We start from the raw sequence: 12821 nt of genomic DNA on the forward strand, positions 1-12821 counted from the left end.
CCCCAACGCGATCACGAGCCAGACGATCTGCATAACGACACCTCCAGGAGCCCAACGGGACATGTCCGATATACCAGGTCTATAGTCATTGGTTTTCGTCCTCGCAAGCTGGTCGCTTGCGCCGATGGATGGAGCGGCTCTTGTTGCCTGGAATTTGCGGCGGCTGCGGGTGTCTCTTGGCATCTCGCAGGAAGCCTTGGGAATCGACGCGAAAATCGATGTTTCGTACGTAGGCCGCCTGGAGCGGGGCACGGAAAATCCAACGATTGGCCTGTTGGATCGGCTCAGCCATGTCCTCGGGGTCCACGTCTCAGAGCTTCTTCAAGAGCCAGACCCGCTAGCTGATCCCGCCCCACGTTTGAAGCCGGGAAGAAAACCGCGAGGCCAGCGGTAGCTCGTGCAAACGTTTGCAAGCCGCGCAAAGGCCGCGAGGGGTGATACCTTATCCCGTATGGAACCTGCGTTCTCGTGAGTTTACGGTCCCAACTATCGTATAATCTCGCGAGAATCCTGCGAGAAAAGAACATTTCGCAAGCCGCACTTTCGCGAGTTGCGGATGTCGACCGTGGGTTGATTGGAAAAATCCTCACGGGCAGCGCAAATCCGGGACTTGAGACGGTAGAGAAGCTTGCTCAAGCACTAGGAGTGTCAGCTAACAAGCTTCTGTCACTCCCCCCGATTCGGAGACCGGGCGCGGCTAGGATTTCTCGTCCTAAGCAATTCACGAGGCAGAAGTAGATTATAATCGACAGTATATTGAAATTATACATTATACCGCGCGCCCGCGAGGGGAGGTATTACATAATATGCGGTATCTAAGGCGTGAAAGAATGAATACAGCTATCGCGGTATTACGAAACACGGTGTGTTCGCGAAGCGAATACACTGTTTCGTAATACGTGCCGAGGCGGGAACGCCTCGTCGCGACAATCGCACTTGCAGTGGTTTGGTGCCGCGTTTCCGCGGAAGCGGAGGGAGGGCGCAATTTCGGCATTCGCGGGTTACAGGTATGAGATCCTCACTTTTTCCAAGTTGGGCTCTGGCGGTGCCTCTAACCCCCCGCCTGACGGCCTTTACGGCACGCCCCCACCCTACCTAGCAACGCCTACGACGTCAGACGTGAAGACCGGATAGGTCCAAACCGTCAAACCTCACTTTTGTAATCTCTTCGGCGAGCGTGCGTGGCTTGTGGCCCTGGCCGTAGTTGTCCTCGGTCTTTCCGCTTGACCATCCGCCGAGAGCGCGCACCCGCTCGGGCGATATGTCTGCCTCACGCAGTGCATCCCGGAAATTATGTCGAAAGCTGTGGAAGGATGTTTTTGGGGTTTTTGCCCCCACCGATTGGAGAAAATTGCCGAACCACTTGCTAAAATTATCGCTGTAATATCCAGTTTTAGCCTCAGTGATCTCGGGAAATAGTCTACCTTCGTCGCCGCAAACGTTTGCAACGTATTTGATAAGACCAATCCTCACCAACTCCGGGTGTATAGGAACGTATCTTATACCAGCCTCTGTTTTTACCCGCCGATTTCCCTCCGCTGATACCTTTATTACGAGAGCCCCACTAAGCTCAGCGATGTCAGCCACGTTCAGCTGGCAAATTTCTTGGAGCCGAAGGCCTGAGAACAAAGCGATGAGCGGGATCCAGAAACGACCGCGACGAGGCCGGCTTTTTCCAACCTTATTGTATCCACCCCCATCGTCGATGCAGCCGGTATAGATTGGAGCATTAAATATGCGCACTAACTGTTCGATCGTAAATGCGTGCCTCGCATCATCTGCAGCAAACGACGCATCCTTGATACGTATGTTCGTGGCGGGATTTGATCCGATCAGTCTTTCCTCGACCGCAAATTCAAGAAGATGTGACAATGCGGATAAGTAGATATTTGCACTCACGGCACTCATCGGCATCATGCTTTGAGTCCGCGCCAACGCGGCAGCTTCCTTCAACGACATCGCGGGAAACCTCTTTCGAGCGTTTGGCGGAAGGGTGCTGAGCGTATTACGAAATTGACGAACATTATCGCGGGATATGTTCGCCACTAAAGTGTCCGGTCCAATCAATTCCTCAATTAATTCAATTTGCGATCGCCTCTTTAGGATTGTCTTTGGCGCGACATTATCAGTACGGTGTTCATTATATTTTTTGATTAGATTTCTGACATTAACTGGAATCATCTGCGTTAGATCATAATCACCTTTTGTAGATACATAGAACTCATCTGATCCGTTCGAGCTGTAATCGGCCTTGAGTCGTTTTAACTGACGCAAGGCATTTTCTCTCAGACCTCTTCCGATTAGGTCGGACAGCCGTCTAAAAGCGGGACTGTCCATCTTCACGGTCAAGCCATTTGCTCTGGCTAATTCTCCGATGACGGATTGGACCGTCTGTGTCGTGACGTCATCCGTGGCGTCCCCAAAACGGTAGATGTCCTGCTGCAGTTGCAGCTCGAATTCTCCCGGAGTGATATTCACATAGCCCGCTCGGTCCTCGATGGACCGTTTTTCGACGCTATGGAACCACTCTAGGGCGAGGTAGTCGGCGTGCGCGACGGTAAGCGGAGAGAATGGCTTGTTTTCGAACTGGCGGCGCGCCTTCGCGATCTCGCCATCGATTCGCTGACTGTAGGAGGCCGCGAGCCGTTTAGCTTCAGCGTAGTCGGAGGTTCTCAGACTGAAGCGATATTCAACCCGGTTGAGGAGCGGGCGAAGAGCCTCAGGAACCTTGGCTCGAAAGTACCAATTTCCGTATCGTTTGAAGAGCCTGGGGTAGCGTGAGGCCATGGATGATTCTGCGCTCGGTGGACCCGTGGAGTGGACCCAATCTAGCAGAAACGGCATTCTTAAGCGATAAAACCGTTCAGAATTGAGCGATTTTCGGGAGCGGTGGTGGAGCCGAGGGGAATCGAACCCCTGACCTCTGCAGTGCGATTGCAGCGCTCTCCCATCTGAGCTACGGCCCCGCATCCCGAAGGCGCGCCATATACGAGGCCGTCCCGGACTCTGTCAAGCGACCGGCCCGCCGTCGGCGGCGGGCCTTGGCAGAAGCGGCCCGCGGCTCCGCAGGGCGCGCGCCTTGTCGGGCCGGTCCGTCGCCGCTATCACTCGATCGTCTTCCCCGGACCTTAGGATCGACCGCCGGATGCGCGCTGTTCTCGACGTCGTTCTGCTCGCCCTGCAGCTCTACACGTGGCTGCTGATCGCCATGGCGATCCTGTCCTGGCTCGTGGCGTTCAACGTCGTGAACACCCGGAATTCGGTGATCGCCGCGATCTGGGACTTCCTGATCCGGATCACGGAGCCTGTTCTCAGGCCGATCCGAAACATGCTGCCCAGCATGGGCGGAATCGACATCTCGCCCATCATCCTGCTGCTGATCATCTTCTTCATCCAGCGGGTGATCGTCCTCTACCTCTACCCGAGCGTCTACTGAGCGCGACGCCGTTCCGCGCCGGCGAGGCCAAGCTCCATGTGCGCGCGCGGCTGACGCCGCGCGGCGGCCGCGACGCGATCGACGGAGTGGAGCTTCTGTCCGATGGGACGGCGGCGCTCGCCGCTCGGGTGCGGGCCGCCCCTCAGGACGGCGAGGCCAACGCGGCGTTGCGCGCGCTGCTGGCGAAGGCCGCGGGCGTGGCCCGCTCGTCCGTCACGCAGACCGCAGGCGCGACGAGCCGGATCAAGACCTTCGAGATAGACGGCGACCCGGCCGCGCTCGAGGCGCGGCTCCGGGCCGCGGCGGGCGCGGCCTGACGGGCGGGGCCGCCGGAGAAGTCGGGCCGTTACTTCGCGGCCTTGGCGCGCTCGATGGCGTCGAGGATCATCTGGCGCGCTTCTTCCGCGCCGCCCCAGCCCAGCGCCTTCACCCACTTGTCGCCTTCGAGATCCTTGTAGTGCTCGAAGAAGTGGCTGATCTGGTCGAGCGTGATGCCCGGCAGGTCGGAGTAGTTCTCGACCTTCTCATAGCGCCGGGTGAGCTTCGGCGTCGGGACGGCGATGATCTTCTCGTCGAGGCCCTTCTCGTCCTCCATCTTGAAGACGCCGACCGGGCGGCAGCTGATCACGGCGCCCGGCACGATGGCGCGGGTGTTCGCCACCAGCACGTCGATCGGATCGCCGTCGTCCGACAGAGTGTGCGGGATGAAGCCGTAGTTTCCGGGATAGCGCATCGAGGTGTAGAGGAAGCGGTCGACGACCAGCGTGCCCGACTCCTTGTCGAGCTCGTACTTGATCGGCTCGCCGCCGATCGGCACCTCGATGATCACGTTGACGTCGAAGGGCGGGTTGTTCCCGATCGAGATGGCGTCGATGCGCATGGCGTCGTGTCGTCCTTGGGTGTCGCGGGCGAGGGTCGCGCTTGAATAGCGGAGCGGCCCGCCGCGGCGCAAGCGCGCCGGCCGACGCCGCTTGGGAAAGCCGGAACGGTCGGGACCTAGCGCCAGACGAAGGCGAACTTCTCGAGCGTGACGTCGCCGAAGGTCTCGACCCCGCGGGCGGAGAGCTTGCCGCCGAGGCGCGCGTAGAAGGCGCAGGCGGGGTCGTTGGCTGCGAGCGACCAGGTCGCGGCGCCGGAGAGCCCCCGGGCGGCAAGATCGCCACGCGCCGCCGCGAACAGCCGTCTGCCCAGGCCGACGCCTTGGTACTCCGGCTTCATGTAGAGCTCGTAGATCTCGCCGCCGACCGCGAGCATGGAGGCGCGGTTGCGGCCCGAGCTGGCGTAGCCCACCGCCTCGCCGCCGAACATGAGGAGGCTGACTCGCGTGCCGCGCTTGAGGGCCGAGGTCCACCAGGCGGGTCCGCGCCGCTCGATCATCCGCTCGAGCTCCCGGCCGGGAATGAGGCCGCGGTAGGCGTTGCGCCACGCTTGGTCGTGCACGTTCGCGATGGCCGGGGCGTCGGCCGCACGCGCAGGTCGGATCTCGATCGCGACGGTGCTCACCCCTTGAGAGTAAGCCCCGTTCATCGCGCCGGACAAGGGGTGAATGGCGTCTTCGCGCTGCGCGGCGCCCAGCGCGGTGGACGCCGGGGGCCGGGCGGGCGATAGGAGGCGTTCAACCCCTTCCCGGATCGCCATGGAGCGTCCGTCCAGCCGATGTGGCGCGCGACCGTCCTCACCCTCTACCCCGCCATGTTCCCGGGTCATCTCGGCCATGCGCTCGCCGGCCGCGCGCTGGGCGGGGCCTGGTCGCTGGACGCGCGCGACATCCGCGACCACGCGCACGACCGCCACCGCTCGGTCGACGCGACGCCGGCCGGGGGCGGCCCAGGGATGGTTCTGCGGGCCGACGTCGTCGGCGAGGCGCTCGACGCGCTTCCCGGGGACGATCGCCCGCGCATCCTGCTCACGCCCCGCGGGGCGCCGCTCACTCAGGCCCGCGTCCGCCGACTCGCGGCGGGACCGGGGGCGGTGCTGCTCTGCGGGCGCTTCGAAGGCGTCGACCAGCGCGTGATCGAAAGCCGGGCGCTGGAGGAGATCGCGGTGGGCGACGTGGTGCTGTCGGGCGGCGAGGCGGCCGCGCTGCTGCTGCTGGACGCCTGCGTCCGCCTGCTCCCAGGCGTGATGGGCGACGCGGCTTCGGGCGACGACGAGAGTTTTGAGGGCGATCTGCTGGAGCACCCGCACTACACCCGGCCCCGCGCGTTCGAAGGCCGCATGATTCCCGACGCATTATTGTCAGGCGATCATAAAGCGGTGGAACGCTGGCGGAAGCTCCGCGCGCGCGCGGACACGCGCAAGCGACGACCCGACCTCTGGGCGAAATATGTCGCACGCACGACAGGGGGCGTCGACAAGCCCGATAAAGTCGAGTAGTAGACCGGCCACTCACGAGATTCCCTGAAACTTCTCGTGCGCCTCGCGATGCGAGAGACGCGGAGACGACGCCATGAACATTATCGAACAGCTCGACAAGGAGCAGATGGAGGCCGTTTCGGCCAAGCGCGAGATCCCCGATTTCGCGCCGGGCGACACGGTCATCGTCAATGTGAAGGTCAAGGAAGGCGAGCGCGTGCGCGTTCAGGCCTACGAAGGCGTGGTGATCGCGCGTTCGGGCGGCGGCCTCAACCAGAACTTCACCGTGCGGAAGATCTCGTACGGCGAGGGCGTGGAGCGCGTGTTCCCGCTGTTCTCGCCGCTGATCGACAGCGTGAAGCTGGTCCGTCGCGGCAAGGTGCGCCGTGCTAAGCTCTATTACCTGCGCGATCGTCGCGGCAAGTCGGCGCGTATCGCCGAGAAGACCGACCGCAGCCCTAAGGGCTCGGTGAAGGGCGGCAAGGCCAAGACGGCGGTCGCCGCCGCCGAGTGATCTGCAGGCGGGCTTAGCCCCGTCGGCGTTGGAACTGAAGACGGCGCGTTCCTCAAGGGCGCGCCGTTTTCGTTTGTGCGTTCGTCACGTGATGCGCAGGTCTCGTATTCGGCGACCGAGTTTCGGACCGCTAAGACCAACGCGCGCAGCACGGCGCAAGCGTCAACCAGTCATCGTATCTCTGGAAGGCCGCGCTTGAGGCCGTCCCCCACTTGCTCACAGGAGCGGTAGGCGGATCTTCAGTGCGGGGGCTGGGAAGGCGGCGCTGGCTCCGGCTCCACCACGCCCGCGGAACGACCGGCCACAAGCCAATGGACGAGGCCGCCGACAAAGCCGCAGGCCAGCACCTGCACGGGCTGGAACAGCGGGCCGTCGACGCCCGATGGCAGCAACGCCCAGGGAAGAGCTGCGGTGAGAGCCCCGACGACGGCGTAATAGGTCCAGGTGCGGATTGCGAACATCTCGCCGATGATGACCGCGACCATCGCCGGCGCGCCGACCAACGGGGCGAACAGAAACGCCATCGTCCACGCGCCGACGGCGAAGTCCATCCCAAGCAGAGCCACCTCGTCCGGAAACAGGGCGACGTCGCCGAGGGCGCTCGCGGAGATCGCGGCGAGCGTCGCGAACCCTGCGAGGAGGCCGCAGACGAAGCCGACGGGCGCGAGCAACAGACGCAGGGCGATTTGGGCGAGCATCGCCCTCAACGCTCCGAGACGTCGGAAAGTCTCACTCCGCCGCCTCGAGAGCCAAACGCTCCTTCGCCCGCAGCCGCTTCGTTTCGGACTTCAACTGGCCGCAGGCCGCCGAGATGTCGCGGCCGCGCGGCGTGCGCACGGGGCTGGCGTAGCCCGCGCGAAACACAATCTCCGAGAACCGCTCGATCGTCTCCCAGTCCGAACACTCGTAGGGGCTGCCGGGCCAGGGATTGAACGGAATCAGGTTGATCTTCGCCGGCACGCCCTTGAGCAAGCGCACCAGTTCGCGCGCCTCGGCCGGGCTGTCGTTGATCCCCTTCAGCATCACATATTCAAACGTGATGCGCCGAGCGTTCGAAGCGCCGGGATAGGCGCGGCAGGCGTCCATCAGCTGGGCGATCGGGTACTTCTTGTTGATCGGCACCAGCACGTCGCGGAGGTCGTCGCGCACTGCATGGAGCGAGATCGCAAGCTGGGAGCCGGTCTCTTCGCCAAGCCGCCGCATCTCGGGAACGACCCCCGAGGTCGACACCGTGATCCGGCGGCGGCCGAGGCCCAGCCCCTCCCCGTCGGCAATGACCTCGATCGCGTCGCGCACGCCGTCGAGATTGTAGAGCGGCTCGCCCATGCCCATGAAGACGATGTTGGTGACGAAGCGCCCGCCGTCTTCCGGGACGACCGCGCCGTCCGGGGCCGCGCCTAACCAGTCCCCCAAGCGGTCGCGCGCGACGACGACCTGCGCGACGATCTCGGCCGCGGTCAGGTTGCGCACCATCGTTTGGGTGCCGGTGTGGCAGAACGAACAGGTCAGCGTGCAGCCGACCTGGCTCGACACGCAGAGCGTCCCGCGGCCTTCCTCAGGGATGTAGACCGTTTCAATCTCGGCGCCGCGGTCGTGGCGGCCGGTCGAGGGCATCCGCAGAAGCCATTTGCGGGTGCCGTCCACCGAGATCTGCTCGGTGACGATCTCCGGCCGCGCGAGGGTATAAGCCTCCGCCAGCACCGCGCGAAGATCCTTGGACACGTTGGTCATGGCGGCGAAATCCGCCACGCCTCGGTTGTGCAGCCAGTGGTTAAGCTGCGTCGCACGCATCTTGAGCTGCCGTTCGGGGACGCCGGCGTCCGCCAGCGCCGCCATCAGCCGGGCGCGCGTAAGGCCCACGAGCGAGGGCTTCCCGGCGGCGGGCGCGACGGCCGACGCGGCGCCGGCGCCGACGGGCGCTGCGTTGGGATTGCCACGGGTGAGGTCGAGCGCGGTCATGATGAGGCTGTCGGCGACGGCTTGATGTTCTGAAGAGGCGGGAGCCCTAGCACGAAACGGCCCGCGACGCGACCCGTCGGGCCGCGCGCGCTCACGCGCCCTGTTTCGGTCCGTACGCGGCGAGAAACACCTCGACCGCCCGCCCGACGACATAGCTCACCCGCTCCGGCGGCGGAGGCGCCTCGCCCCCGATCAGCACCGGCATCATCACTGAACTGTGGCACATCGTGAGGAACTGCCAGGCGGCGAGTTCCGGGTCCGAGACTGTGAGATCGCCCTGCGCGTTCTTGGCCTCGAGCCAGGCCGCCAACCGCGCCGCGCCACGCCGCGGACCTGCGCCCAAAAAGAGCTGGCCGATGTCCGGCTGCCGGTCCGCCGCGCCGATCACCATGCGCACGGTGGAGACATGCGACGGCTCGACCATCGCCTCGATGAAGCTCAGCCCGAGACGCCGCAGAACCTCCCGCACGTCGTGATTGTCAGCGTCGAGCTCGAAAAGGCGCTCGGCGGTCAGCGCGCATTGCGCCTTCACCAGCGCGGCGAACAGGTCCTCTTTGCTCTCGAAGTAGACGTAGAGCGTGCCCTTCGACACGCCCGCCGCCTTGGCGATTTCGCCCATGGAGGCCCCGTCGAAGCCCTGCGCCAAGAACACGCTGCGCGCCCCGTCGAGGATCTGGCGCCGTTTGGCGCTGTCGAGATGGTCGGGAACCAGAGCGGCGTCCGTCACGGTGTCTCTCAATTCTCCCGGCGGCACGCGCCGGCTCGTGCTTGATTGAATCCGCGCTCAGACTCAAAGCGAGCCAAAGCCGTGTGGAGCGCTAGTCTGTCGCCGCCGATGGGGCGGGGGCGACTTAATTGCTCCGTTGCGATCGACGCCTCAGCTCTGAGCAATCAGTGGCGCAATCCAACTGTGGTGAGGGCATGAGACGCCGTTTCGTTGGCCTAAATTGACCGAACCGTTCGGTCAACTTAGGCGTCCTACGCGCTCGCGTCCAGTTTCGGTTCTGATGGTCGCGGCTTTCGGGCTCATCCTGACGCATCCGAATGCCCCCAACGCGCCGCTTAAGCTTTCCGCGATCCCTCGCGCGATCATCCGCGCGGGCCCCAAAGCACCTCGCTCCAGACTGCCGTCCTCCGACATCTGCTCCTTGCGTGGCCCGCAAGGCAGCACCGCATTTTATGCAACCCTTGGTCCGCCGGTCAGCCTCCTCACCCCGCGGCGTTCGGGGGCGGAGGGATCCGAGCGGACGTAATCGGCAACACCCGAAAACACACGGGGTTGAGCCCCACTCCCCCAGTCCGGCTAAGGACTTCGCCGCTTCCATCCAGACGCGCTTGGGAGCCCATGAGGCCCTGAACGTCGCCGCACCAGCGGCAGCACCGCTCACGCCGGAACAGAGTTGTGCGCACGTCACACGAGCCCGCCCGAAATGACCGAACGGTTCGGTCAATGTTGCCAAGCCGCATCGCGGGCGCTAGCTTGTGTTGACTGAACGGTTCGGTCATCCGCCTCCGCCTCCCTCTCGGGGTGATCCGGGCCGTTCAGTCATCTTTGTCGCTCCCTCGGGAGCCTTGATCGCCCCGGAAACCAACCTGATGGCGACTTCCCGGCCTGACGTTTCCCGCTCCGCTACTCCGTCGCGCCCCCGGCTGGTCGCAGGCGCGCAGCAGGAGGTCGCACGCCGGGACGTCGGCACGACGGTGGGCGAGCAGCCGCGGGCGGAAGCGCCGGCGAACCCGGAGCAGGCCGCCACCAAGGTGCCGTCCGCGTCCGGTCCTCCGAAGCGTTCGCGCAAGACCCTGATCTTCGGCGCGGTCGCGGTCGTCGCGGTGGTTGCGGGCCTCTGGTACGGCTACGACTGGTGGACGACCGGCCGCTTTATGGTCGAGACCGACGATGCCTACGTGGGCGCCGACATGGCCGTGATGGCGCCCAAGATCTCCGGCTATGTCGCGACCGTGTCCGTCGAAGACAACGCGCGGGTCAAAGCCGGGGAGCCTCTCGTCACGCTCGACCCGGGCGATTACAAACTTTCGCTCGACGCTGCGAACGCCAAGATCGCCACCCAGCAGGCCTCGATCCTGCGGTTTGACAGCCAGATCGCGGCCTCCGCCGCGCAGATCGATCAGGCTCAGGCGCAGGTCGACAGCGCCTCCGCCGCGCGCGACCGCACGGTCGCGGACTTCGGGCGCGCCCAGGCGCTGGTGAACTCGAGCTACGGCAGCCGGCAGAACCTGGACCAGGCGCGCGCGGCCCGGGACCAGGCGGTGGCGTCCTACGCGTCCGCGGAAGCGGGCGTGACCGCGGCCAAGGCGAACCGCGACGTGCTTGTGGCGCAGAAGGCGGAGGCGAGGCGAACGCTTGGTGAACTCGAGGTTAACCGCGCGCAGCGGCAGCGCGACTACGACGCGACCGTCATCCGCGCGCCGTTCGACGGCGTCGTCGGCAACAAGGGCGTTCAGACCGGCGACTACGTGACGCCGGGCAAGCGCCTGCTGGCGGTGGTGCCGCTCGACCGCGTCTACGTCGACGCGAACTTCAAAGAAACCCAGCTCGTGGACCTCGCGCCCGGCCAGACGGCCCGGCTCGCGGTCGACGCCTATCCCGAGCACGACGCGACCGGCGTGGTCGACAGCCTGGCGCCGGCCGCAGGCGCCGTGTTCAGCCTGCTGCCGCCGGAGAACGCCACCGGCAACTTCACCAAGATCGTGCAGCGCGTACCCGTGCGCATCCGCGTTTCGGCCGAGGACGTCGCGAAGGGCCGGCTGCGGCCGGGACTCTCCGTCGTCGCGACCGTCGACATCCGCACCACGCCCGCCACCCCATCCAGCGCGTCCGCAGGGACGCGCTGACGAGACCCCGCGCCGGGGAGCTCTGAGTCATGAGCGACGACGTCCTTCCCCCAGGCGGCGGAAGGCCTGCAGGCGAGACCCGCGTCCCCCACGCGTCCGCAGGCCGCGCTCATGGAGCCCCCGGCGCGGGACCCCCTTCCGGGGGCGCCCCGGCCGAACCGATCGTCACCCCGCGCCGACTGATCGCCTTCCTCGCCCTCGTCTTCGGCATGTTCATGGCGATCCTGGACATCCAGATCGTCTCGTCGTCGCTGGCCGAGATCCAGGCGGGGCTGTCGGCGAGCCCGGACGAGATATCCTGGGTGCAGACGAGCTACCTGATCGCCGAAGTCATCATGATTCCGCTGTCGGGCTACCTCGGTCGGGCGCTTTCGACGCGCGTGCTGTTCTCAATCTCCGCCGCCGGATTCACGCTTGCGAGCGTTCTCTGCGCGACGGCCACGACCCTGCCGGAAATGATCGTCTACCGCGCGCTCCAAGGGTTCATCGGCGGCGGCATGATCCCTACCGCCTTCGCCGCCGCCTACACCATCTTCCCGAAGCGCCATCAGCCGGCGATCATGGCGCTGGTCGGGCTGACCGTGACGCTCGCGCCCACCGTCGGACCGACCATCGGCGGCTATCTCACCGAGCTGTTCTCCTGGCACTGGCTGTTCCTGATCAACGTCGTGCCGGGCGCTGTGGCGACCCTCATCGCCTGGACGATGGTGGACTTCGACGAGCCCGACCTCGGCCTGCTCAAGAACTTCGACTACGCCGCGCTGGCGGCGCTCGCGGCCTTTCTGGGCAGTCTCGAATACGTGCTGGAGGAAGGCGCTCGCGACGACTGGTTTCAGGATGAGACGATCCGGGTCCTGACTGTGGTCTCGGTCGTCGGCGGGATCGCGTTCTTCTGGCGCTGCTTCGCGGCGAAAGACCCGCTGGTCGACCTTCGGGCCTACGCCGACCGCAACTTCGCCGTCGGCTCCCTGCTGACCTTCGCCATGGGCGTCGGCCTCTACGGCATGACCTACCTCTATCCCGTCTTCCTTGGCCGAGTGCGAGGTTACGACTCGCTCCAGATCGGCGAGACGGTGTTCGTCACGGGCATGTTCATGTTCATGACCGCGCCGGTCGTCGGCGTGCTCTCCCGCAAGGTCGACCCGCGCTGGCTCATCGGCGCGGGCTTTCTGGGCTTCGGCGTGTCCTGCCTCGACCTGACGTACATCACCAAGGACTGGGCCTTCTGGGACCTGTTCGTTCCCCAAGCGCTCCGCGGCGTCTCGCTGATGATGTGCATGGTGCCGATCAACGTGGTGTCGCTCGCCACCCTGCCGCCGCAGAAGCTCAAGAACGCGAGCGGGCTGTTCAACCTCATGCGCAACCTTGGGGGTGCCTTTGGGCTCGCCTTCATCAACACGTTCCTGAACGAGCGGCAGGACCTGCACATGCTGCGGCTGCGCGAGAACGTGACCTGGGGCCGCGCCGTCGCCGAGGAACAGCTCTCGGCCATGACCAACGCGTTCAGCGCCCGCCTCGGCTCCGACGCTGAGCTTGCGGCGGTGAAGCAGGTGTCGAACATGGTGCGGCAACAGGGCTTGGTGCTGGCCTTCGCCGACCTGTTCTGGGCGCTCGCGATCCTGTTCGCGGCGCTCGTCGTGCTCGTCCCGCTGGTCCGGAGACCCAATCCGAACAGCCCGGCTGCGCCGGCGCATTGACCGCCAC

The 12821-nt window shown here is 65.0% G+C and carries 15 protein-coding genes and 1 tRNA gene; 8 read left to right on the top strand and 8 right to left on the bottom strand.

Annotated features, from left to right (window positions below; all coding sequences use genetic code 11):
* Positions 1-85 precede the first annotated feature (85 nt).
* Positions 86-292 carry a hypothetical protein gene (locus tag METY_RS21715; RefSeq protein WP_444849064.1) on the bottom strand — a complete coding sequence of 69 codons (207 nt, stop codon included), beginning with the start codon at positions 290-292 and terminating at the stop codon, positions 86-88.
* Between METY_RS21715 and METY_RS01420 the strand changes: the two genes are divergently transcribed.
* Together METY_RS01420 and METY_RS21720 are read left to right on the top strand one after the other, a co-directional pair.
* Positions 197-394 carry a helix-turn-helix domain-containing protein gene (locus METY_RS01420; protein WP_444849063.1) on the top strand — a complete coding sequence of 66 codons (198 nt, stop codon included), beginning with the start codon at positions 197-199 and terminating at the stop codon, positions 392-394. The two genes, METY_RS21715 and METY_RS01420, sit on opposite strands and share 96 nt — an antisense overlap.
* Before the next feature lie 74 nt (positions 395-468).
* The gene (locus METY_RS21720) at positions 469-738 is read left to right on the top strand and encodes a helix-turn-helix domain-containing protein (RefSeq protein WP_160147283.1); all 270 of its coding nucleotides are present in this window, start codon (positions 469-471) and stop codon (positions 736-738) included.
* A gap of 375 nt (positions 739-1113) precedes the next feature.
* Here the strand turns inward: METY_RS21720 and METY_RS01430 are convergent, their stop codons facing one another.
* Positions 1114-2787: a site-specific integrase gene (locus METY_RS01430; RefSeq protein WP_160147284.1), complete on the bottom strand. Its 1674-nt coding sequence runs from the start codon at positions 2785-2787 to the stop codon at positions 1114-1116.
* Between the two features lie 103 nt (positions 2788-2890).
* Positions 2891-2966: transfer RNA gene (locus METY_RS01435), tRNA-Ala, on the bottom strand.
* A 179-nt stretch (positions 2967-3145) separates the two neighbouring features.
* Between METY_RS01435 and METY_RS01440 the strand changes: the two genes are divergently transcribed.
* Both METY_RS01440 and METY_RS01445 read left to right on the top strand, forming a co-directional pair.
* Positions 3146-3436, top strand: a complete 291-nt coding sequence (locus tag METY_RS01440; protein ID WP_103119610.1) for a YggT family protein — start codon at positions 3146-3148, stop codon at positions 3434-3436.
* Positions 3433-3753: a DUF167 family protein gene (locus METY_RS01445; RefSeq protein WP_200819568.1), complete on the top strand. Its 321-nt coding sequence runs from the start codon at positions 3433-3435 to the stop codon at positions 3751-3753. Before METY_RS01440 ends, METY_RS01445 begins: the two co-directional genes overlap by 4 nt.
* A gap of 29 nt (positions 3754-3782) precedes the next feature.
* On the opposite strand, the gene ppa is transcribed toward METY_RS01445, so the two are convergent.
* Complete coding sequence (gene ppa, locus METY_RS01450) at positions 3783-4316, bottom strand: inorganic diphosphatase (protein WP_103119612.1); 534 nt, start codon at positions 4314-4316, stop codon at positions 3783-3785.
* A gap of 116 nt (positions 4317-4432) precedes the next feature.
* Entirely contained in the window at positions 4433-4939 is a 507-nt protein-coding gene (locus tag METY_RS01455; protein ID WP_020187863.1) for a GNAT family N-acetyltransferase, read from the bottom strand.
* Between the two features lie 153 nt (positions 4940-5092).
* Between METY_RS01455 and trmD the strand changes: the two genes are divergently transcribed.
* Both trmD and rplS read left to right on the top strand, forming a co-directional pair.
* Positions 5093-5812, top strand: coding sequence for a tRNA (guanosine(37)-N1)-methyltransferase TrmD (gene trmD, locus METY_RS01460; RefSeq protein WP_103119613.1), 720 nt, complete (start codon positions 5093-5095; stop codon positions 5810-5812).
* A 73-nt stretch (positions 5813-5885) separates the two neighbouring features.
* Positions 5886-6305 carry a 50S ribosomal protein L19 gene (gene rplS / locus METY_RS01465; RefSeq protein WP_020187861.1) on the top strand — a complete coding sequence of 140 codons (420 nt, stop codon included), beginning with the start codon at positions 5886-5888 and terminating at the stop codon, positions 6303-6305.
* A gap of 239 nt (positions 6306-6544) precedes the next feature.
* On the opposite strand, the gene METY_RS01470 is transcribed toward rplS, so the two are convergent.
* From METY_RS01470 to METY_RS01480, 3 genes are all read right to left on the bottom strand, one after another.
* Positions 6545-7003 (bottom strand): hypothetical protein, encoded by a 459-nt coding sequence (locus tag METY_RS01470; RefSeq protein WP_103119614.1) that lies wholly within the window; start codon positions 7001-7003, stop codon positions 6545-6547.
* 31 nt (positions 7004-7034) lie between these two features.
* Positions 7035-8264 carry a 23S rRNA (adenine(2503)-C(2))-methyltransferase RlmN gene (gene rlmN / locus METY_RS01475; protein ID WP_103119615.1) on the bottom strand — a complete coding sequence of 410 codons (1230 nt, stop codon included), beginning with the start codon at positions 8262-8264 and terminating at the stop codon, positions 7035-7037.
* 91 nt (positions 8265-8355) lie between these two features.
* Positions 8356-8991: a TetR/AcrR family transcriptional regulator gene (locus METY_RS01480; RefSeq protein ID WP_103119616.1), complete on the bottom strand. Its 636-nt coding sequence runs from the start codon at positions 8989-8991 to the stop codon at positions 8356-8358.
* Positions 8992-9860: 869 nt separating this feature from the next.
* On the opposite strand from METY_RS01480, the gene METY_RS01485 reads away from it, so the two are divergent.
* Positions 9861-11117: an HlyD family secretion protein gene (locus METY_RS01485; RefSeq protein WP_103119617.1), complete on the top strand. Its 1257-nt coding sequence runs from the start codon at positions 9861-9863 to the stop codon at positions 11115-11117.
* A gap of 29 nt (positions 11118-11146) precedes the next feature.
* Positions 11147-12814: a DHA2 family efflux MFS transporter permease subunit gene (locus METY_RS01490; RefSeq protein WP_244593469.1), complete on the top strand. Its 1668-nt coding sequence runs from the start codon at positions 11147-11149 to the stop codon at positions 12812-12814.
* Positions 12815-12821 lie beyond the last annotated feature (7 nt).

It is taken from the genome of Methylopila sp. Yamaguchi (genome assembly GCF_002897035.1).
GTDB lineage: Bacteria > Pseudomonadota > Alphaproteobacteria > Rhizobiales > Methylopilaceae > Methylopila.

Bases quoted from the DNA above. Each gene is read 5' to 3' on its own strand.
- METY_RS01485 (WP_103119617.1), top strand. From the start codon at position 9,861: ATGGCGACTTCCCGGCCTGACGTTTCCCGCTCCGCTACTCCGTCGCGC.
- METY_RS01490 (WP_244593469.1), top strand. From the start codon at position 11,147: ATGAGCGACGACGTCCTTCCCCCAGGCGGCGGAAGGCCTGCAGGCGAG.
- METY_RS21715 (WP_444849064.1), bottom strand. From the start codon at position 292: ATGGCTGAGCCGATCCAACAGGCCAATCGTTGGATTTTCCGTGCCCCG.
- METY_RS01430 (WP_160147284.1), bottom strand. From the start codon at position 2,787: ATGGCCTCACGCTACCCCAGGCTCTTCAAACGATACGGAAATTGGTAC.
- ppa (WP_103119612.1), bottom strand. From the start codon at position 4,316: ATGCGCATCGACGCCATCTCGATCGGGAACAACCCGCCCTTCGACGTC.
- METY_RS01470 (WP_103119614.1), bottom strand. From the start codon at position 7,003: ATGCTCGCCCAAATCGCCCTGCGTCTGTTGCTCGCGCCCGTCGGCTTC.
- rplS (WP_020187861.1), top strand. From the start codon at position 5,886: ATGAACATTATCGAACAGCTCGACAAGGAGCAGATGGAGGCCGTTTCG.
- trmD (WP_103119613.1), top strand. From the start codon at position 5,093: ATGTGGCGCGCGACCGTCCTCACCCTCTACCCCGCCATGTTCCCGGGT.
- METY_RS01440 (WP_103119610.1), top strand. From the start codon at position 3,146: ATGCGCGCTGTTCTCGACGTCGTTCTGCTCGCCCTGCAGCTCTACACG.
- rlmN (WP_103119615.1), bottom strand. From the start codon at position 8,264: ATGACCGCGCTCGACCTCACCCGTGGCAATCCCAACGCAGCGCCCGTC.